Origin of the sequence: Nocardia asteroides (assembly GCF_900637185.1) — a bacterium.
GTDB classification, from domain to species: domain Bacteria; phylum Actinomycetota; class Actinomycetes; order Mycobacteriales; family Mycobacteriaceae; genus Nocardia; species Nocardia asteroides.
Genome location: NZ_LR134352.1, coordinates 1041405 through 1060725, shown reverse-complemented (window position 1 = coordinate 1060725; position 19321 = coordinate 1041405). Strand labels below are relative to the sequence as shown.

At 70.0% G+C, this 19321-nt stretch carries 16 protein-coding genes and 1 pseudogene; 4 read left to right on the top strand and 13 right to left on the bottom strand.

What is annotated here, in order from left to right:
- Positions 1 to 46: 46 nt before the first annotated feature.
- The 4 genes and pseudogenes from EL493_RS05080 to EL493_RS05065 form a co-directional block, all read right to left on the bottom strand.
- Positions 47 to 2197, bottom strand: a complete 2151-nt coding sequence (locus tag EL493_RS05080; protein ID WP_019044515.1) for a 3-hydroxyacyl-CoA dehydrogenase NAD-binding domain-containing protein — start codon at positions 2195 to 2197, stop codon at positions 47 to 49.
- Between the two features lie 39 nt (positions 2198 to 2236).
- Positions 2237 to 3451, bottom strand: coding sequence for an acetyl-CoA C-acetyltransferase (locus EL493_RS05075; RefSeq protein WP_019044514.1), 1215 nt, complete (start codon positions 3449 to 3451; stop codon positions 2237 to 2239).
- 189 nt (positions 3452 to 3640) lie between these two features.
- Positions 3641 to 5338 (bottom strand): hypothetical protein, encoded by a 1698-nt coding sequence (locus EL493_RS05070; RefSeq protein WP_040872699.1) that lies wholly within the window; start codon positions 5336 to 5338, stop codon positions 3641 to 3643.
- 350 nt (positions 5339 to 5688) lie between these two features.
- Positions 5689 to 7116, bottom strand: a pseudogene (locus EL493_RS05065) (DNA polymerase III subunit gamma and tau); the annotation flags it as partial.
- A gap of 440 nt (positions 7117 to 7556) precedes the next feature.
- Between EL493_RS05065 and EL493_RS05060 the strand changes: the two are divergent.
- Both EL493_RS05060 and EL493_RS05055 read left to right on the top strand, forming a co-directional pair.
- The gene (locus tag EL493_RS05060; protein ID WP_019044513.1) at positions 7557 to 8381 is read left to right on the top strand and encodes a hypothetical protein; all 825 of its coding nucleotides are present in this window, start codon (positions 7557 to 7559) and stop codon (positions 8379 to 8381) included.
- A 76-nt stretch (positions 8382 to 8457) separates the two neighbouring features.
- Positions 8458 to 9738: an ammonium transporter gene (locus EL493_RS05055; RefSeq protein ID WP_022566493.1), complete on the top strand. Its 1281-nt coding sequence runs from the start codon at positions 8458 to 8460 to the stop codon at positions 9736 to 9738.
- Between the two features lie 3 nt (positions 9739 to 9741).
- Here EL493_RS05055 and EL493_RS32900 read toward each other — a convergent pair whose 3' ends face one another.
- Both EL493_RS32900 and EL493_RS05045 read right to left on the bottom strand, forming a co-directional pair.
- Positions 9742 to 10848 carry a neutral zinc metallopeptidase gene (locus EL493_RS32900; RefSeq protein WP_198040885.1) on the bottom strand — a complete coding sequence of 369 codons (1107 nt, stop codon included), beginning with the start codon at positions 10846 to 10848 and terminating at the stop codon, positions 9742 to 9744.
- Between the two features lie 52 nt (positions 10849 to 10900).
- Positions 10901 to 11812 carry a neutral zinc metallopeptidase gene (locus EL493_RS05045; protein ID WP_019044510.1) on the bottom strand — a complete coding sequence of 304 codons (912 nt, stop codon included), beginning with the start codon at positions 11810 to 11812 and terminating at the stop codon, positions 10901 to 10903.
- Positions 11813 to 12089: 277 nt separating this feature from the next.
- Here EL493_RS05045 and EL493_RS05040 point away from each other — a divergent pair, with 277 nt between their 5' ends.
- Positions 12090 to 13715 carry a DUF2207 family protein gene (locus EL493_RS05040; RefSeq protein WP_022566495.1) on the top strand — a complete coding sequence of 542 codons (1626 nt, stop codon included), beginning with the start codon at positions 12090 to 12092 and terminating at the stop codon, positions 13713 to 13715.
- Between the two features lie 45 nt (positions 13716 to 13760).
- Here EL493_RS05040 and EL493_RS05035 read toward each other — a convergent pair whose 3' ends face one another.
- The 7 genes from EL493_RS05035 to EL493_RS05005 all read right to left on the bottom strand — a co-directional run bounded on the left by EL493_RS05035 (position 13761) and on the right by EL493_RS05005 (position 18421).
- Positions 13761 to 14192: a hypothetical protein gene (locus EL493_RS05035; RefSeq protein WP_019044508.1), complete on the bottom strand. Its 432-nt coding sequence runs from the start codon at positions 14190 to 14192 to the stop codon at positions 13761 to 13763.
- Positions 14193 to 14266: 74 nt separating this feature from the next.
- Positions 14267 to 14485, bottom strand: coding sequence for a hypothetical protein (locus tag EL493_RS05030; protein WP_019044507.1), 219 nt, complete (start codon positions 14483 to 14485; stop codon positions 14267 to 14269).
- Positions 14482 to 15138: an RNA polymerase sigma factor gene (locus EL493_RS05025; RefSeq protein ID WP_019044506.1), complete on the bottom strand. Its 657-nt coding sequence runs from the start codon at positions 15136 to 15138 to the stop codon at positions 14482 to 14484. Before EL493_RS05025 ends, EL493_RS05030 begins: the two co-directional genes overlap by 4 nt.
- Entirely contained in the window at positions 15135 to 15371 is a 237-nt protein-coding gene (locus EL493_RS05020; RefSeq protein ID WP_022566496.1) for a hypothetical protein, read from the bottom strand. The genes EL493_RS05025 and EL493_RS05020 overlap by 4 nt, the downstream gene beginning before the upstream one ends.
- Before the next feature lie 30 nt (positions 15372 to 15401).
- A complete protein-coding gene (locus tag EL493_RS05015; RefSeq protein ID WP_019044504.1) occupies positions 15402 to 16685 on the bottom strand; it encodes an ROK family transcriptional regulator in 1284 nt (427 codons plus the stop codon).
- A gap of 338 nt (positions 16686 to 17023) precedes the next feature.
- Positions 17024 to 17734 (bottom strand): hypothetical protein, encoded by a 711-nt coding sequence (locus EL493_RS05010; protein WP_019044503.1) that lies wholly within the window; start codon positions 17732 to 17734, stop codon positions 17024 to 17026.
- Between the two features lie 108 nt (positions 17735 to 17842).
- Positions 17843 to 18421: an HhH-GPD-type base excision DNA repair protein gene (locus EL493_RS05005; protein WP_019044502.1), complete on the bottom strand. Its 579-nt coding sequence runs from the start codon at positions 18419 to 18421 to the stop codon at positions 17843 to 17845.
- 77 nt (positions 18422 to 18498) lie between these two features.
- Between EL493_RS05005 and EL493_RS05000 the strand changes: the two genes are divergently transcribed.
- Positions 18499 to 19305 carry a methyltransferase domain-containing protein gene (locus tag EL493_RS05000; RefSeq protein ID WP_019044501.1) on the top strand — a complete coding sequence of 269 codons (807 nt, stop codon included), beginning with the start codon at positions 18499 to 18501 and terminating at the stop codon, positions 19303 to 19305.
- Positions 19306 to 19321: the final 16 nt, after the last annotated feature.

Sequence of the window (19321 nt, the reverse complement as noted above, 5' to 3'; positions counted from 1 at the left end):
ACCGAGACGGTGACGGGCTTCCGAACCGGCCGGAGCCGGGTACCGCTTACTTGCGCAGGGAGGCCGGAACCTCGAAGCGCGGGCCGAACTTCTTGGCCAGCTCGTCGGCACGGGCCACGAAGGCCTCCTGGCCGCCCGGGTAACCGACGATGAACTGGTGCACGCCACCGGTCCAGGCCGGGAAGCCGATGCCGAAGATCGAGCCGATGTTCGCGTCGGCGGTGCTGGTGAGCACGCCTTCGTCGAAGCACTTCTGGGTCTCGATGGCCTCGGCGAACATCATCCGGTCCTTGAGGTCCTGGAAGGTGACACCCTCCGGGAGCTCACGGCTGGAGTTGTAGAGCGAGCGCAGCTCGTCCCACAGGCCGGTGGCCTTGCCGTCGACGTAGTCGTAGAAGCCGGCGCCGCCCGCCTTACCCTTGCGGTCGTACTTGCCGACCAGGGTGTCGAGGACCTCGGCGGTCTTCGCGGAGGCGGCGTTGAGCTCGCCACCGGCCGCGATGATGGCCTCGGCGGTCTCCTTGTAGATCTTCTGCATGGTGGTGAAGTTCAGCTCGTCGCTGAGCTTCAGCGGCGCGGCCGGGTAGCCCGCCTGCAGACCGGCCTGCTCAACGGTCGAGGGGTCGACACCCTCGGCGACCATCGAGATGGCCTCGTTGATGAAGGTACCGATCACGCGCGAGGTGAAGAAGCCACGGCTGTCGTTGACGACGATCGGGGTCTTCTTGATGGCGAGGGTGTAGTCGTACACCCGGGCCAGCGCCTCGTCGGAGGTCTTCTCGCCCTTGATGATCTCCACCAGCGGCATCTTGTCCACGGGGGAGAAGAAGTGGATACCGATGAAGTCCTCGGAGCGCTTCACACCGTCGGCCAGCAGGGTGATCGGCAGGGTCGAGGTGTTCGAGCCGAGCAGCGCGTCGGCGTCGACGATGTCCTCGATCTCCTGGAAGACCTTGTTCTTGAGCTCGGGGTTCTCGAACACGGCCTCGATCACGAAGTCGACGCCCTTGAAGTCGGCGGCGTCCGCGGTCGGGGTGATGCGAGCCAGCAGCGCGTCGGACTTCTCCTGGGTGGTCTTGCCACGGGAGAGGGCCTTGGCCTCGATGGCCTCCGAGTACGCCTTGCCCTTCTGGGCGTTGGCGAGCTCGACGTCCTTGAGGACGACCTCGTAACCGGCCTTGGCCGAGACGTAGGCGATGCCCGCGCCCATCATGCCCGCGCCGACGACGCCGATCTTCTTGATCTCACGCTTGGGCACGTCCTTCGGACGCGAACCGCCACCGTTGATGTGGTTCAGGTCGAAGAAGAACGCCTGGATCATGTTCTTCGCGACCGGACCGGTCAGCAGGCTCGTGAAGTAACGGCCCTCGATGGTCAGCGCGTTGTCGATGTCGACCTGCGCGCCCTCAACCGCCGCGGCCATGATGGCGCGCGGAGCGGGCATGTTGGTGCCCTTGATCTGCTTGCGCAGGTTGGCCGGGAACGCGGGCAGGTTCGCCGCAAAGGCCGGGGTGGACGGGGTGCCGCCGGGGATCTTGAAGCCCTTCTTGTCCCACGGCTGGGCCGCCTCGGGGTTGGCCGCGATCCACGCCTTGGCGGCGGGCAGCAGCTCCTCGACCGAGGACACGACCTCGTCGATCAGGCCGATTTCCTTGGCCTTGGTGACGCGGTGACGCTGACCCTGCAGCAGCACCTGCATCAGCGCGCCCTGCAGACCGAGCATGCGCACGGTGCGGGTCACGCCGCCGCCACCGGGCAGCAGGCCCAGGGAGACCTCGGGCAGGCCGATGGCCGAACCCTTGACGTCGGCCGCGACGCGGTAGTGGGTCGCCAGCGCGATCTCCAGGCCACCGCCGAGGGCGGCGCCGTTGATGGCGGCCACGACCGGCTTGCCGAGCTGCTCGAGGCGACGCAGCGGGGCCTTGACGCCCTCGAGCATCTTGACGACCTCGGCCGCGTCGTTCGGGCCGACCTTGAGCATGTTCTTCAGGTCGCCGCCGGCGAAGAAGGTCTTCTTGCCGGAGGTGATGACGACACCGGCGATGTCGTCCTTCTCCGCCTCCAGGCGGTCCACGGTCGCGGCCATCGAGGAGATGTACGCGTCGTTCATGGTGTTGGCGCCCTGGCTGGGGTCGTCGATCGTGAGGACGACCACGCCGTCGGCGTCCTTCTCCCAGCCGATGATGTTGTCAGTCATAGTTTTTCGTTCTCTCCTATGAGAAGTTTCGGCCGGGGATCAGACGCGCTCGATGATGGTGGCGACACCCATGCCGCCGCCGATGCACAGGGTGACCAGGCCGTAGCGCGCGTTGCGGCGCTCCAGCTCGTCGACCACGGTGCCGGTGATCATCGCGCCGGTGGCACCCAGCGGGTGGCCCATCGCGATCGCGCCGCCGTTGACGTTCAGCTTCTCGTCCGGGACGTTGAGGTCCTTCTGGAACTTCAGCACCACGGAGGCGAACGCCTCGTTGATCTCGACGAGGTCCATGTCCTCGATCGTCAGACCGGCGCGGTCCAGTGCCTTCTTCGCGGCCGGGGTGGGGCCGGTCAGCATGATGGTCGAGTCGGCGCCGGAGGTGGCGGTCGAGACGATGCGGGCCTTCGGGGTCAGACCCGAGTTCTTGCCCGCCTCCTCGGAGCCGATCAGCACCAGGGCGGCGCCGTCGACGATGCCCGAGCTGTTGCCACCGTGGTGGACGTGGTTGATCTTCTCGATGTAGGTGTACTTCTGCAGCGCGACCGCGTCGAAGCCACCCAGCTCACCGATGCCGGCGAAGGAGGGGTTCAGCTTGCTCAGGTCGGCGGCGGTGGTGCCGGGACGCATGTGCTCGTCGTTGTCCAGCACGACCAGGCCGTTGATGTCCTTGACCGGGACGATCGACTTGGCGAAGTAGCCGCCGGTGGTGGCCTTGGCGGCCAGCTCCTGCGAACGCACCGCGTAGGCGTCGACGTCATCGCGGGAGAAGCCCTCGATGGTGGCGATCAGGTCGGCCGAGATGCCCTGCGGCACGAAGTAGCCGTCGTAGTTGGTGGCCGGGTCCAGCGCCCAGGCGCCGCCGTCGGAGCCCATCGGCACGCGCGACATGGACTCGACACCACCGGCGATGACGAGGTCGTCGAAGCCGGAGCGCACCTTCTGCGCAGCCAGGTTCACGGCCTCGAGGCCGGAGGCACAGAAGCGGTTGAGCTGGAAGCCGCCGACGGTGTCGGGCAGACCCGCGGTGGTGACGGCGACGCGGGCGATGTCCATGCCCTGGTCACCGACCGGGGTGACGACACCCAGGATCAGGTCCGAGATCTGGTCCTCGTCGAGGTTGGGGAAGCGGCCACGCAGCTCCTGGATCAGACCAACAGTCAGATCGATCGGCTTGACCGAGTGCAGCGAGCCGTTCTTCTTGCCGCGGCCGCGCGGAGTGCGGATGGCCTCGTAGATGTAGGCCTCTGTGGTCATATCGGAGTGTTTCCTTCCTTGGGGTGCGGTGGCCGCACGAACGCCACGACCGATCGTCTCGACGCCGTACAAATCCCGGCAAGCACCAGCGGAGCATAGAACCATGCCCATCCGGTGTTCCCGGCCACCCGTTCATACTACCGTGGTGTGCGAACTCCCGTTAACTTAACGTGGTCTGACGGGTGGCTGTCAACCATCCAGACTCTTCGCTCCGAGCTCCTCGCGCAGCAACGCGAGAGCGACCTCGTCCGGGTCCTGCCGATCGCCGGGAGCGACCGGCACCGCGGCGGCGGCCAGCATCTCTTGCTCTTCCTCCGGCGTCGGCGGGCCGAGCACCACCTCCGCCCGCGCGGAATCGCCACCCGACCGGCCCGAATCCGGGCCGTAGCCCTCGTCGGGACCGGGGTCGTCGGGTAGGTCGGGGAAATCGGGCGGCGGAATATCGTCGTCGGAGCCGGACCTGGCCTGGCCCGCCGGACGGCCCGGATTTCCGTTGGCCTGACTCGGCCGGGAGAACTTCGGCCTGCCCGCCGGCTTGGCCTCCCCTGGCGCTCCACCCCGGGCGGCACCGCCCGCGGGCTTGGCCGCCTGCGTCGGCCGCGGCGCGGGCGCACCGGTCTCCCAGCGCACATCCAGCTCACGCCCGAGCACCGCGCGCACCGCCGACCGCACCGCCTCGATATTGCGCGGATCGGACAGCCGCTGCGCCAACGGCGGGCTCTGGTGCGCGAACACCACGACATTGCCCTCGGCCCGCGACACCGCCGCCCCCGACAACAACGCCTGCAAGGTGGGCCCGAACTCCCGCACCTTCCCCTTGATCTCCGCCCACGCCCCATCGACCAGCGCGACGAGATCCTCACCGGACGCGTCACCACCCTGCGCGGCCGCCGCCACCTGCGGTTCGACGACAGCCTGCTCCTCGACGGGAACCGCCTCCCGCGCCACCGCACTCGGCCGCCGGAACTGCGGCTGCCCAGGCGCGTCAGCCGCAGGCTGCGCGGCCGCCGCCTGCTCCGGAGCGAACGCCCGCCGCGGCTCGGAATCCTGCGGTTCCCGCTGCTGCGCCCCCGAGTCCTGGGCTGCTGCCGCACGCCGCGACTCCAGCTCACTCGCCTCCGGCACCCCAGATGCGTGCTGCGCCGAAGACTGCGACTGCGACGCGGCCGACTGCTGCGGTGCGTCGGCCCGATGCAGCGCGCCATCCTGCTGCGCCGAAGCCTGAGCGGCAGCCGATGCGGCCGGCTCCTGCGCAACGTCCTGCTGCGCCGAGAAGGGCTGCCGCGGGTCTGCGGCCTGCGGCGAAGACGACTGCCGCGGGTCCGCACCCTGCGCCGAGGGCGACGGCATCGAGTCTGCGCTCTGCACCGAGGACGGCTGCCGCGGGTCCATACCCTGCGGCGAGGGCGACTGCATCGAGTCCGCGCCCTGCGGCGAAGACGGCTGCTGCGCGGCGCCCGATTGCCCCGATGCGGGCTGCGTGGTGATCGAGTCCGCGCCCTGCGGCGAAGACGGCTGCTGCGCGGCGCCCGATTGCCCCGATGCGGGCTGCGTGGTGATCGAGTCCGCGCCCTGCGGCGAAGACGCCTGGTGCGCGGCGCCCGATTGCCCCGATGCGGGCTGCGTGGTGATCGAGTCCGCGCCCTGCGGCGAAGACGCCTGGTGCGCGGTGCCCGATTGCCCCGATGCGGGCTGCGTGGTGGCGGGCATCGACTGGTCCGGCGCGAGCTCCTGGCTGGGATAGGCGGTGCGCGAGGGCGAATCGTCCTGGTGCGCTACGCCTTCCGCTTCGCGAACTTGCTGCTCGGCGCTGGGGCGACCCGTCTCGAGCCCACGCGCCGCGGACGAATCCGGGCCGGTCGAGGGGGCGGGGCTGGTTTGTGCCATCGACCCGCTGACCGTCGAAGAAGGCTGGGCGCCAGCGTTTTCCGAAAGCGGGGCGGCGGTCGACGATTGCGCGCTCGACTCGCCGGACAGCGGTGTGCCGGCTGGACGACGCCCAGCACCGACTTCCTCCGCAGGCTGCGTGGTGAACGGCTGACCCGCCGAAGCACCATCGACCGGCGGCACCTGCGCGCGTTCACGCTCGCCGCCGACCGGGAGGCCGCCCTGCGTCGTTACGGCGGACGCGGCGCCGGTCGGCGCCTGAGCGGGCGTACCCGCAGGTGGCCGACCCTCGCCCGCACCCACGGGTGACTGGTTCTGGTCCGCCGGCGCGGCCCCAGCCGTTGGGTTCGCACCGGCGGAGGCCACCGCCTGGCTCGCGCCGGCAGCCGCCGACGGCTGGTGCGCAGGCTCCTGGATTGCGGGCCCTGGGCCGCCGGGCCGGGCCGCCGGCGCGGTGGAACCTCCTGCGGCCGCTTCCTTTTCGGCGCGGGCGGCGGCCAGTAGTTCGGCGCCGCGGCGGCGGTTCTCGCCGCCCGCGGGGCGGGGGACGGGGCGGATGGGCGTTCACCTCGAGCTTCGCCCGCGGCGGGGCCGGGGCGGGCGGGGGGCGGGGGGACGGCGCCGCCGGCGAAGCCGCGCTCCAGGCGTTCCAGGCGCTGCAGGGTCGCGGACTCGGCATCGGAAACCGAGGGCAGGAGCATGCGCGCGCAGACGACTTCGAGGAGCAGGCGCGGGGCGGTGGCGCCGCGCATTTCGCCGAGGCCTTCGTGCAGGAGTTCGGCGTAGCGGGTGAGGGTGGCGGGGCCGAGGCGTTCGGCCTGGTCACGCATGCGCTCGATGGCGTCGCCCGGACCGGAGACCAGGCCGCGCTCGGCGGCGTCGGGAACGGCGCGCAGCAGGATCAGGTCGCGCAGGCGCTCGAGCAGGTCGACGGCGAAACGGCGGGGGTCGTGCCCCGCTTCCATCACGCTGTCGACGGTGCCGAACAGCGCGGCGCCGTCGTCGGCGGCCAGCGCGTCGATCGCGTCGTCGATCAGGGCCACATCGGTGACGCCGAGCAGCGAGACCGCGCGCGGATAGGTGACGCCCTCGGGCCCGGCGCCGGCCAGCAGCTGGTCGAGCACGCTCAGACTGTCGCGCGGGGAGCCGCCACCGGCCCGGATGACCAGCGGATACACCGCCTCCTCCACCGGCACGTGCTCCTGCTCGCAGATCTTGCCGAGCAGGCCGCGCATGGTGGCGGGCGGCAGCAGCCGGAACGGATAGTGGTGCGTGCGCGAGCGGATGGTCGGCAGCACCTTGTCCGGCTCGGTGGTGGCGAAGATGAAGATCAGGTGGGCAGGCGGCTCCTCGACGATCTTGAGCAGCGCGTTGAAGCCGGCAGTGGTGACCATGTGCGCCTCGTCGACGATGAACACCCGGTAGCGCGATTCGGCGGGCGCGTAGAACGCGCGATCGCGCAGCTCGCGGGTGTCGTCGACACCACCGTGACTGGCCGCGTCGAGCTCGATGACGTCGAGATTGCCGGCGCCGCCCGGCCCGAGCGCCACGCACGAGGCGCAGACGCCACACGGCCGCGAGGTCGGGCCTTCGACGCAGTTCAGCGAGCGCGCGAGAATGCGGGCGGACGAGGTCTTGCCGCAGCCGCGCGGTCCGGAGAACAGATACGCATGGCTGATCCGTCCGGTGTCCAGCGCGGTACTCAGCGGGTCGGTGACATGCTCCTGACCCACTACCTCAGCGAATGTCGCCGGTCGATATTTCCGGTACAGAGCCACGGCCCACAGGCTACCGCCGGACTCCGACATCTCGATGAGCGGCCGACGCGTGATCGCATCGCCGGAACATCAGCGCCCAAACGTGACATGAATCACAGTTCGAACTCGGGTCGGGAGAGACCCGATAAAGCCCATCGACCAGGCGCAACAGGCGAGCTATCGAGTGTTGAGCACAAGCGAATGGGGACGAGTCCGCACCAACGATCCTGGTTGCGGCGGAAATACGGACTCGAACCCCGGTTGCGGGCCAGTTTTAGGAGGTAACGAAACAATGAATCGTGATGACATCGGCGCAAGCGGCTGGCTACCGTGGATATCGGCAACTTCGGTGGCCAAACCTTCATCAGGTTGGTGACCCCGGCCGGTCCCTCATCCCGACCGGGGCACAACCTTCACGCACCGTATCGCTCCCCCACCGCCGACCGGAGGAACGTTTCACCGTGCTGTCGTGTGATGACATCGCAGCCGCTTGGCTCGCCCACACCGATTTCGCCGGCGACCACGCCGCGGTCGGTCTGCTGAGCCGGGCGATCAGTCCCCAGGACTTCGACATCAAGCGAGATTCGCTGCCCGTCGCCGCCGCCGCTGATCCGGCGACCGCCGCCGCCATCCTCCAGCTGCTCGAACGCGGCCAGGTCCCGACCATGGCGGCCATCCGCACCCTCACCGCGCAGAACGAGATGCGCCGCGAGGCCGAGCGGATCGAGCGCCTCGGCAGGCGCGCCCAGCGCAGCATCGACGAATTCGGGCGCATCCTGGCCCGGCTCGCCGCCGCGCACTGGTCCGAACACGACATCGGCCCCACCCGGCGCGACATCCTGGCCGACGCCGAGGTCTCCCAGCTCATCGCCGATCGCGTCGGCGAGATCGCGCCCTCGGCGGTCAAGCACCTTTGGCTGATCGAGCGGGCCCAGCGCGCGGGCTGGATCGCCTCGAACGCCAACCCCGGCTCGCTGTGCCCGGCCCGGCGCTGGCACACCACCAAGTACGGCAACCGGGTCTCGCAGAAGCCGGTGAACATGATCGGCAAGCTGGTCGCCGGTTTCGTCGCCGAGCACACCGCCACCCGCGGCAGGGCACCGAGCTGGGCGGCGCTCGCGCGCGACCTGCGCGACGACCGGGGCCGCCGGGTCTTCTTCGACGTGGCCGACGCGCACGCCCAGCGGCGCTGGCTGGTGACGGCCGAATGGCTCGCCGACGGCGAGGAACTGCCGGTTCCCGGGCGGCGCGGATCCAGGGCCCTTGCGAAGGAAAGTCGCGGCTGAAACCCGCCCGACCTCGGCACATGCGGTGAGCATTCGGTAATTTCCTTGCAACGCATTCACGCAAGAGGAGTTACCCGTGCCCGCAACGATCGACCCTGCGGCCACCGCCTGGCTACTAGCGGCCACCGCCATGGTGCTGCTGATGACGCCGGCGCTGGCCGTCTTCTACGGCGGCATGGTGCGCTCCACCGGCGTGCTGAACATGCTGATGATGAGCTTCATCGCCATTCCGCTGGTGACGGTGGTCTGGCTGGTCGCCGGGTACAGCCTGGCCTTCGGTGACGACGCGGGCGGCGGCCTGATCGGCAATCTCGAGCACGTCGGCCTGGCCGGGATCAATCCCGATTCGGTCCGCGGCACCATTCCCGAGCTGCTGTTCGTCACCTTTCAGCTGACCTTCGCGATTCTCACCGCGGCCCTGGTCTCCGGCGCGATCGCCGACCGCGCCAAGTTCTCCGGCTGGATGGTCTTCGTCCCGCTGTGGACGCTGGCGGTGTACGCGCCGATCGCGCACTGGGTGTGGGGTCCGGACGGCTGGCTGCTCGGTTTCGGCACGCTCGACTACGCGGGCGGCCTGGTCGTCGAGATCGCCTCGGGCGCTTCGGCGCTGGCGCTGGCACTGGTGCTCGGTCCGCGCATCGGCTTCAACATCGACGCGATGCGTCCGCACAACCTGCCGTTCGTGCTGCTCGGCGCGGGCCTGCTGTGGTTCGGCTGGTTCGGTTTCAATGCCGGTTCGGCGCTCGGCGCCACCGGTACCGCGGCGGCGGTCTTCCTGAACACGCTGGTCGCGGGCAGTCTCGGCATGCTGGGCTGGCTGATCGTGGAGCAGGTCCGCGACGGCAGGCCCACCACCTTCGGCGCCGCCTCGGGCGCGGTGGCCGGCCTGGTCGCGATCACCCCGTCCTGCGGCGTGATCAACACCCTCGGCGCGGTGGTGGTCGGTCTGGCCGCGGGCATCGTGTGCTCGTTCGCCGTCGGCTGGAAGCACAAGGCGGGCTACGACGATTCCCTCGACGTGGTGGGCGTGCACTTCGTCGGCGGCATCGTCGGCACGATCCTGATCGGCCTGCTCGCCACCGAGGTGATGACCGGCGGCGTGAACGGCCTGTTCTACGGCGGCGGATTCGCCCAGCTCGGCAAGCAGCTGGTGGGCGTGCTCGTGGTCGCGGCCTACGCGTTCGGGGTGTCGTTCGCGCTCGGCAAAGGCATCGACAAGGTCATCGGGTTCCGGGTCAGCAAGGAGGACGAGACCGCGGGCATCGACTTCGCCCTGCACGCCGAGACCGCGTATGCCGAAGGCGTGCACGGCAGTTCGCCCCGCCGGTTCGGCGAGGGCCACTACGGCGGGCACTGACCGCTAGCTGACCTCGTCGGCCGGGGCCAGCCAGGTGTTGCACTCGAAGTTGCGGTTCTTCGAGTAGCCCTGGTTGTACCAGTTGCCGTTGTGCTCGGGAGTGCCGTGATCGCGGTGGCGGCCGTTGCCGTCACCGCGGTTGTAGTTGTGCTTGACCGCGGCGTAGCCCTCCTGCGAGGTCCACGAACCGCCGGCTTCCGCCGAGCCGACATACATTCCGCCGAAGCAGCTGGCCTGCAACTCCATCCGGCGTGAGGTCTCCAGCCCGCCCGTCGACATGGCGCCCTGTTCGCGGCGCTGGTTCGACGACGCCTGCAGCAGCCCGGTGAGTCCCTGCACGTGGTGGCCGTATTCGTGGGCGTAGACCGACAGCGCTTCCATCGGCGGGTACGGCGTGTTGTTCAGCACCAGACCCGCGGTCGACATGTAGATCGTGCTGGACGCGCTGCAATAGAAGGCGTCGCTGCTGGAACCGCCGCACGGCGAGGACAGCTCGGACGGGTTCACCGCCACGACCAGGCCCGGACTGCGGAACGGCAGGTTCGCCTTGGCGAGGTTGGTCCGCCACATCTGGTCCAGGCACACCTGGGCCGCGGCGAAGAACGCCTTGGCGGTCGCCGCGTCGGTCGACCAGCGCGGCAGGTCGCAGTCCATGTTGGGCAGGTAGGCGGTGTTGTCGCCGAACAGCGGATGCTGCCCGAGCGCGATCACCGGTTGCGGCCCCGCGGGTTTCGTGGTGGTCGGCGCGGTGGTGCGTGCCGAGGTCCGCGGGGTGGTCGAGCTGGCCGGCGCCGAATTCGTGGTCGGCGCGGCGGAATTCGAGCTGTAGGTGAAGCTGGGTGTGGTGGTGGCCGCGGTGTTGTCGCGCGCGGTCTGGTCCGACAGCGTCACCGCGGCGGTCAGCAGCGCGCCCACGATTCCGCACACCGTCAGCACGGTGAGCAGGGCACCGAACCCGCCACCACCCCGGCGCGGCGGCGGCCGGTATCCCTGCGGCGCGTACCCGTACGGCGGCGGCAGCGGCCGCCCGTAGGCGGGCCGGCCGTATGGCGAGGGCGCCTGCTGCCCATACGGATACGGCGACGGCATCGGCTGCCCATAGGGCGGCATCGGATTGCCGTATGGCGGCTGGGGTGGATACATCACGTCTTTCCGGAAACGCTCAACTCACTTCGCCGGCCGGAGCCGTGAAGGTGTTGCACTGGTTGGTGCGATTGTGTTCGAGTCCCGACTCGAACCACTGCCCACCGTGCTCGGACGTCCCGTGATCACGCATGTCACCCGGTCCGTCGCCGCGTCCGTAGGAGTCCTTGGTGGCCACGGTGACCTGGGCCGCGCTCAGCGAGCCGCCGCCCTTCGAGGACGCGATGAACATGCCGTCGAAACAGTTGGCCTGCAATTCGACTCGGCGCGAGAGCTCGAGGCCCTTGGGCGAGCGCGCGCCCGCGTCGACGCGTTCGCTGTTGGCCTTGCGCAGGATCCCGGACTGGGCCTGCACGTGGTGGCCGTACTCGTGCGCGAACACCGACAGGTACACCACCCAGTTGTCGCGGAACTGGTCGGTCTGCAGCTGGCTGATGGGCATGTAGATGGTCTTGTTCGCCGCGCAGTAGAACGCGGCGAAATTGCTGGTGGAGCCGGTGCACGGGGTGGTGATTCCCGCCGTGCTCGCGGTGATGCTCAGTGTCGGCGACTCGAACGGCAGGTTGTTGGCCGTCAGCACCGGCTTCCACGCCGCCTCCAGGCAGCGGGCGGCGGATTCGAAGAACGCGCGCGCCTTCTCGACCTGGGTGCTCCACGGCGCGTAGTCGCAGGACGCCGGGACCAGGGTGCCGTTGGCGGTGGTGAGCAGCGGGTTGTCCGCGGTCGCGGCGGGCGCGGTGCCGGGCTGGGGCGTGTAGGTGGTGCTCGGCTTCGGGCCGATGGCGCCGATGCCGACGTCGATTCCGGTGTTGACGGCGAATTTCACCAGGCCACCGACGACCAGGAAGACGATGACGAGCAGCAGCGAGGTGACGCCGCCACGGCGTTTGCGCGGCGGTGGGGTCGGCCTGCCGGGCGGACCGTAGGGCATCGGCGGCGGGCGGTAGCCGGACGGCGGGCCGTAGCCCTGCCGGGGCGAGTAACCCTGTGGATAACCCTGCGGCTGTGGATATCCGGGCTGACCGTATCCGGGCTGCGGACGATACCCCGGGTGCTGTCCATAGCCAGGGGGCGGCGGAACCGGTCGCCCACCTGGACCGACCGGGCCATAACCGTACGGTGGTTGAGTCACGCCCCCGTACCCCCTCGTCTCGTGAGTCGCCGACAGCCGCTGACGCAGAATAGCAAGCTGTCTAGAGTAAGCAGCCATGCTGACTTTTCGGGGGGGCGCCGCAGGCGCGCTGCTGCTCGCTTCGGTGGGCTTGCTCGCGGCCGCGCCGGTTGCCCACACGGAGCCCGCGCCCGACGGCGTGACGATCACCGCCGATCTCACCCTCACCGAAGACGGTGTGCTCGAGGTCACCGAGACCGTCGGGGTGCCCGCCGACGGCAATTTCACGATGTCGCTGCCGCTGCGTCTCAAGGTCGGCGACGATGTCGAACGCGTCTTCAAGGTCACCGATGTCACCGCGAGCGGCGCTGGCACCGCGACCACGGTGAACGACCAGTTCGTCGTCGAGGCGAAGCCGGGCGAATCCAAGTTCACCTACGCGGTGCACAACACCGTCTCCGACATGCCGGGCACCCAGGTGTTCCACTGGCTCGGCGTGGTCAACGCCGACATCGCCGAGCTGGACGTCTCGGTGATCAGCCCCAGCTATCAAATGGGCATCGTGGACTGCAAGCTCGGCCCGGCGGGCAGCGCCAAGCCGTGCGCCGACGTGCACACCGAACCCGACGGCGTGCTGTATCTGAGCCAGCGCGACATCCGCAAGGGCGACGCGATCGATCTCACCCTGCAGCTGCCGCCCGGCACCGTCCCCGCCAACGCCGATGTGCGTGGCGGCGATTCGGACAACTTCTTCGCCTTCACCACGCCGGTGCTCGCCGCGTTCGGCGCGCTGTTGGTGGCGCTGGCGGCCATGGTCGGCTACGTGCTGCTGGCCCGCAAGCGCGCCGCCGCGGCGACCGCGGGTACCGAGACGTTCGAGCCGCTGGTCCAGCAGGGCGGCCGGGTGGACTTCGTCTCGCCCGACGGGGTCCTGCCCGGCGAGGCCGGTCTGCTGCTGGACGAGCACGTCGACCCGGTCGACATCGCCGCGACCGTCGTCGACCTGGCCGTGCGCCGCTACCTGTGGATCACCCCGGTGAACGCGCGCGGCGAGGACGACTGGCGGATCAGCCGGGTCAACGCCCCCGACGACCAGCTGCGCGACTACGAGCGCACCGTCTACGACATGCTGCTACCCGAGGGCACCGACACCGTCGCCGTGCGCGAGCTCCGCGCGCCGGGCCGGATGCAGCTCGAACCTGTCCGCGCCGCGATGGTGGCCGATGCCGTCGCGACCGGTGCCTTCGCCGATCCGAAGCAGCGCGCGCTGCCGCGCTGGATCGGTGGCGCCCTGATCGTGCTCGGCGTGATCGCCACCGTCGCGCTCGCGCTGACCACCGGCCACGCCCTGGTCGGTGTCGCGATCGCCCTGGCCGGTGTGGCCGCGGTGCTGCTGCCCAACTACCTGCCCACCAGGACCACCCTCGGCGACAATGTCGCGGGCCGGGTGCGCGCCATGCAGCGTGGCCTGGATTCGGTGGCGCGCGAACGGATCGCGCCGATCGACCAGGAGACGGTGTTCTCCCGCGCCCTGCCGTACACGGTGATCAGCGGCCGGGCCGACAACTGGATCCGCGCCTTCCGCGACATGGATCCCTCGGCCGACTCCCAGCCCGGCCTGTACTGGTTCGCCGGCTACGACCGTGATCGCAACCTGCACCGCTTCGCCGCCCAGTTCCCGTTCTTCATCACGGCACTGGAAGGCGCCTTCAACCCCCGCTGACGAATCCGGTGCCGCCGCTTCGGTATCGACGCGGCGGCACGGATCTCAGCTGCTCCTGGTGGGCAGCCCGGTCGGGTAGGCCCAGGCCAGGCGGGTCAGTACCAGCGCCGCGGCCAGCAATCCGAAGTCGCGCAGGGCGATATCGCCGTAGCCGCCGACGATCAGCAGGTTCACGATGATGCCGCCGAGCCAGGCCGCGACCAGGGGCGCGCCCAGGCGCGGGAACACGAGAACCGCGATGCCCGCGACGATCTCGATCACGCCGACGATGCCCATCGCCGTCTGCGCGTCGCCAGGGACGAGGTCGTCGACGAACGGGGCCAGGTAGCGGGTCCAGTCGTCGGTGAGGATGTTCGCGAACTTGTCCAGCCCGAACAGGATCGGCAGGAGGCCGAAGCCCAGCCGCAGTGCCCAGAACGCCTGGTAGCCGGGGTCGGTGGTGACGGGGGCATGGGTTCGATCGGGGTGCACGGTCATCTGTTTCTCCTTCGCGGAAACCGGGTGCCGACCCGGAACGGGTCGCCCTGTTGGTGTCCGCGGCGGAGCGGTTCTTACCCCGGGAGCTCGATCAGTTCCCGCAGTGTGCGCGCTTCCTCCGCGCACGCCCCGCAGCCCGCCAGGTGGGTGCGCATGGCGAGGTCGTCGTATCGCGGGTCGGCGCAGACGCTTTCGACGTATTCGTCGAGGCGCGCGAAGCACTCGTCGCAGGACAGGTACGGGCTGGTGTCGGCCACCAGGCTCGCGATCGTCTCAGCGTGCGGATCGGTCATCGGGTGCTCCGATCGGGACTGATGTCGAGATGGCCGTGGTCGATCAGGCTGGCGCGCAAGCGTTTCCTGGCGTCGTGCAGTGTCTTGTACAGGGCGTTGCGCGTGCTGCCGAGCCGCTCGGCCAGCACGTCGATCGGCACCTGCTCGACCACCAGCGCCAGCAGGATGTAGCGCTGGTGCGGGGTGAGGTCGCGGGCGATCGCCGACTCGACCGCACGGGCCAGCTCGGCGCCGGCGAGCACCGCGTCCGGGGTGGGTGCTCGGTCGGCGGCCAGGGCCACGGCGTCCGGCAGCGGAATCTCGCGGTGCCGCCACGCCTGCCTGCGCACGGCGACACCCGCGTGATGCACGCCGAACTTGTAGGCCCAGGTGGTGAAGCGGCTGCGGCCCTCGAACGTGGGCAGCTTGCGCAGGACGTCGAGCGCGGCGTCGTCGGCGCACTGCTGCGCCAGATCCTCCAGTTCGCCCGCACTCGCCCCGGGCAGCAGGTCACGCAACCGCCAGACCTGGTGCCGGGTCGCCCGCAGCAGCACCTCGCGCAGCCGGGCGAGCGCGTGCCGACCCGCCGGGCCGTCGTCGGTGAGGTCGGCCTGCCACTGTTCGTCGGCCTGGGGACGCGCCACGCCGGAGGTCGCGGGGTGCACAGTGCTCACCGTACCGGCTCCACCGTCGGCAGCGGCGCCACGATACGCACCGCCAGCTCCGGTGGGCAGCCGCGGTCGACCAGCTCGAGCAGGGCGTGCAGGTCGATGCCGGGATCGGCGACGACGGCCGCGGCCAGTGGTGGCGGAAATCCCGACACCACCAGCCAGCGGCTCCGCCATCGCCTGACCTCGGCAGACAGCGCGCCATCGGCGGCGGCCCGATGCATCAGCGAAGAGCTCATGCACCATTGGTGTCGGCGGGCGACCGGTTCTTACCCGGCGCGGCGGATGGCCGTCAGCGGGTCGGCGTAGAGGGCGCTCAGGGAGGTGACCACGGCGGCGAACTCCTGGACCTTGCCGCCGAAACCGCTGATGCGGATGTCGGTGGGCGGGAGCTGGGTGCTCTGGGTGAAGGCCCTGGCGACGTGCGGGAGCGCGGGGCGGTAGCCGGTGAAGGCCTGGCCGCCCAGGACCACCCGGTCGGGGTTGAGCATGTCGCGGACCAGCGCCACCGTCTGGCCGAGCATGGTCGCCCGCTCCGCCAGCAGTTCGCGCGCGCCGGCCGAACCCGACTCGGCCGCGCGGTAGAGGTCGGCGATGGTGGTGCCCGCGGTGCCGTTGTGCGCCGGGATGATGCCGCGGCCGACCGCCCTGGCCTGCAAGGCCCGGTCGCCGACGGTCACTTCCAAGCAGCCACGTCGGCCGCAGGTGCACTGCACGTCCGAGCCGGTCGGCAGGTGCGCGATGGAACCGGGGCCGTTGTTGGGCGTGTGCACCCGGCCGTCGAGGGTGACGGCGATGCCCGCGGTCTCACGGACGTAGAAGTACAGGCTGCTGCCGTTCTGGGTGGCGGGCAGTTCGGTGTCGGGCTCGGGCCTGCGCGCGTCGAAGGTCGGCAGCAGCAGCTCCGAGGCGGCCATCGCCTCGACGTGCGGCGCGACCGACACCGGCAGTTCCAGCACGTCGCCGAGCACCTGCCCGATCGGCGCGCCCTTCCATTCCAGCTTGGGGTGGTCGACCACGCCGGTCTGCGGGTCGACGCGGCCACCGATGGCGACACCGGCCCACAGCGGGGTGCGGCGGTGCCAGCGCTGCAGGAACGCCTTGGCACTGCGCGCGACGGTGGTGACGGCGAACTCCTGCCCGGTCTGCGGGGTGGCGATGGCCAGCCCGCCGAGGATGCGCCCGCGCAGGTCGGCGGCGACGATCTTGGTGGCGGCCGCGCCGATGTGGATGCCCAGGGTCAGGTAGGCGTCGTGGTCGATCTCGAACGGCACCCGGGGGCGCCCGACGGCGCCCGCCGCGGTCAGGTCGGGCCGCTCACGCAGCAGCCCGGCCGAAAGCAGCGACGCCACTTGGCGATTCACGGTGGCGATGCTCAGACCCGTTGCCCGCGCGGCATTGTCGCGTGAGACCGGACCGGAGGCGGCGGTGCGCAGCACGGCGGCGGCCGGGTTGTCGCTGCGGCGCAGCTCAGGGGCGACGACGGGGCGGGAGACCCGAGGACGACCGGCGCCCGCCCGGGTGACGGGGCGATCGATGATGGGAGTAGACATATGAAGTTCCTTGCTGAAATCCCGTTGTCCCAACGGAATTGCCGACACGTCTGGCGTGGCAGCTGGCGAGCCGGAGACGGCCCAGCTGCGGCATCAGGAACGACAAAGTTCACGCGTCAACGGCAACCGCAAGCCCAGAGCGGCGGTCACGTAGGTGACCCGCTGGGCGCAGAGGTGGTTGCCGGACATAACAATCAAGTTAACACCTAATCCGGACCCATCCAAGCCGAACCGGCGGATTGTGTCGCGCCGCACAGCGTTTGCCCAGGTCACGGGACTGCCCCGGTAGCGCGAAGCGCCCCACCCGGAAACCGGATGGGGCGCTGCGTCAGGGGTTGCTACTTCGCCGGAGGGGTGAAGGGAGCGTTGATGGTGGTGAAGTACTGGATGGCCGCACCGATCGCCACGGGCGCGGTGATGAAGATCTGACCGGCCAGGGTGCCCAGGGCACCGATCGCCAGGATGCCACCGATGCAACCCACCGCGGCGGCGGGCAGGAACGGGCCGAACAGGCCGATGATGGTGGCCGAGGCGACGGTCGCGCCGACGATGCCGCCCAGGACGCAACCGACGGCGCCGCCGGCCAGGCCACCGACGAGGGTGCCCACCGCGGCACCGGTGGAGATGGTGGAGGTCAGCCGGCTCCAGGCCGCGACCTCACGGTCGTATTCGGTCTTGAACGGCGCCTTGTCCTCGAACGGCAGGGCGACCGGCTTGTACACGGCCTTGGCCGGGTCCAGCTGCGGGGTGAGCACCGCCTTGTTGCCGGAGATGTCGGCCGCGATGGGCAGCTCGAAATCGTCGAGGCGGAACGAGAGCGGGGTGGCCGCGACGGTGGTGCCGTCGGCCGCCTTGACCTTGAAGGCGCCCTCTTCCACGACCAGCGAACCGGCGTCGGTGGTGATCACCGAGGTGCCGTTCACTTCCTGCGCGGAGAAGTTGATGGGCGCACCGGTCTCCTGGGCCGGAGCCGCGACGGAGGTGCCCGCGGCGACACCGGTCGCCAGGGTCAGGAGCGCCGCGACCACGGCGAGCTTCCTCATCTTCATAGAACTGCCAATCCCTCATCGTGTTTGTCGAGCTTGTTCGAGAAGCAAGCTTCGAGCAGACGCGGTTCGCTGACGAGGGAAAAACGCACGCAGATCGTAACTAGGAATTCACGGAGCGGACTTCGCGGCGGCTTTGGCCTGCTTCTTGAATTCCCGTACTTCGGCGAGGGTTTCGGCGTCGACGACGTCGGCGACCGAACGCCGCGAGCCCTCGTCGCCATAGTTTCCGGCCGCTTTTCGCCAGCCGGTGGGACGTACGTCACGTTGCTTGCCGAGCAGGGCGAGGAAGATCTTGGCCTTCTGCGCCCCGAAGCCGGGCAGGTCCTGCAACCTGCGCAGTACTTCCTTGCCGTCGGGGTCGCCCGCGGTCCAGATATTCGCTGGTACGCCGTCGTAATGCTCGATCACGTACTGGGCCAGCGCCTGGGCGCGGCGGGCCATCGACCGGCCGTAGCGGTGGATGGCGGGCGGGGTGGCGGCGAGTTCCTCGAATTCGGCCGGGTCGGCTTCGGCGATCCGGCGCAGGTCGAATCCACCCATTCGCTCGGCGAGTTTGCGCGGCCCGCGAAACGCGTGCTCCATCGGGTACTGCTGATCGAGCAGCATTCCCAGCAGCAATGCGAAATCATCGGTGCTGAGAAGTTCGTCGGCCTCGGCTTCCTGCGCCAGACACAGCGTACGAGTCATACATTCATCGTGACACATTTCACGTAGCCTCTGGATCCATGCTCCCGAGGACTACAGCTCCGACGATGGCGGTAGGTATGACCGACTACACCCCTCGCCCTGACCGCTTCGATCAAGCGGGCCAGGACCAACTGATCGACGCCCACGACCTGGAGGTCACCCAGCCCGGGATGCGCAGGCTACGCGCCTGGAGTCACGACGCGCTGGCTCTCCAGCCCGGGGAGAGCGCGCTCGACATCGGCTCCGGCACCGGATCGGAGGTGTTCGCCTTCGCCGACGCCGTCGGCCCCACCGGGACCGCCGTCGGCGTCGAACCCGATCCCCACCTGATCGCCTCGGCCCAGCGGCGCGCGAGCGAACGCGGCTCGACGGCGAGCTTCGCCACCGGGGACGCCTACGGCCTGCCCTTCGGCAACGACAGCTTCGACGCGGTGCTCTGCGAACGGGTGTTCCAGCACCTCACCGCGCCGGCCAGGGCGGCGACCGAACTCGCGCGCGTCCTGCGGCCGGGTGGCCGCGTCGTCGTGGTCGACAGCGACTGGGCGACCGCGATCGTGCACCCCGGCGACCCGCGGGTGGTGCGCGCGGTCATCGAGACGCTGATCTCCTCGACCACGAATCCACTGTCCGGGCGCAGGCTGCCCGGTCTGCTCAGCGGCGCCGGGCTGGTCGTCGACGAGATCGGCTCGCACGCGCTGGTCCAGGACCGCAGCGTGGGCGCGGGCGCCCTGGTCAGCCGGATCGCCGGGCTGGCGGTGCTGCGCGGGGTGATCACGCCGGCCGAACGCGATCAGCTGGTGGCCGACCTGCAGGCCGGCGCCGACCGCGGTGACGTGCACATCTCGGTGACCATGTTCGGCGTGCTGGCCCACAAACCCCGCTGACCGGGGGCCGGGCGCG

Excerpts from the sequence above, each read along its gene's own strand:
- EL493_RS05080 (WP_019044515.1), bottom strand. The coding sequence starts at position 2,197 with ATGACTGACAACATCATCGGCTGGGAGAAGGACGCCGACGGCGTGGTC.
- EL493_RS05075 (WP_019044514.1), bottom strand. The coding sequence starts at position 3,451 with ATGACCACAGAGGCCTACATCTACGAGGCCATCCGCACTCCGCGCGGC.
- EL493_RS05070 (WP_040872699.1), bottom strand. The coding sequence starts at position 5,338 with ATGGCACAAACCAGCCCCGCCCCCTCGACCGGCCCGGATTCGTCCGCG.
- EL493_RS32900 (WP_198040885.1), bottom strand. The coding sequence starts at position 10,848 with ATGCCGCCCTATGGGCAGCCGATGCCGTCGCCGTATCCGTATGGGCAG.
- EL493_RS05045 (WP_019044510.1), bottom strand. The coding sequence starts at position 11,812 with ATGCCCTACGGTCCGCCCGGCAGGCCGACCCCACCGCCGCGCAAACGC.
- EL493_RS05040 (WP_022566495.1), top strand. The coding sequence starts at position 12,090 with ATGCTGACTTTTCGGGGGGGCGCCGCAGGCGCGCTGCTGCTCGCTTCG.
- EL493_RS05035 (WP_019044508.1), bottom strand. The coding sequence starts at position 14,192 with ATGACCGTGCACCCCGATCGAACCCATGCCCCCGTCACCACCGACCCC.
- EL493_RS05030 (WP_019044507.1), bottom strand. The coding sequence starts at position 14,485 with ATGACCGATCCGCACGCTGAGACGATCGCGAGCCTGGTGGCCGACACC.
- EL493_RS05020 (WP_022566496.1), bottom strand. The coding sequence starts at position 15,371 with ATGAGCTCTTCGCTGATGCATCGGGCCGCCGCCGATGGCGCGCTGTCT.
- EL493_RS05015 (WP_019044504.1), bottom strand. The coding sequence starts at position 16,685 with ATGTCTACTCCCATCATCGATCGCCCCGTCACCCGGGCGGGCGCCGGT.
- EL493_RS05010 (WP_019044503.1), bottom strand. The coding sequence starts at position 17,734 with ATGAAGATGAGGAAGCTCGCCGTGGTCGCGGCGCTCCTGACCCTGGCG.
- EL493_RS05005 (WP_019044502.1), bottom strand. The coding sequence starts at position 18,421 with ATGACTCGTACGCTGTGTCTGGCGCAGGAAGCCGAGGCCGACGAACTT.
- EL493_RS05000 (WP_019044501.1), top strand. The coding sequence starts at position 18,499 with ATGACCGACTACACCCCTCGCCCTGACCGCTTCGATCAAGCGGGCCAG.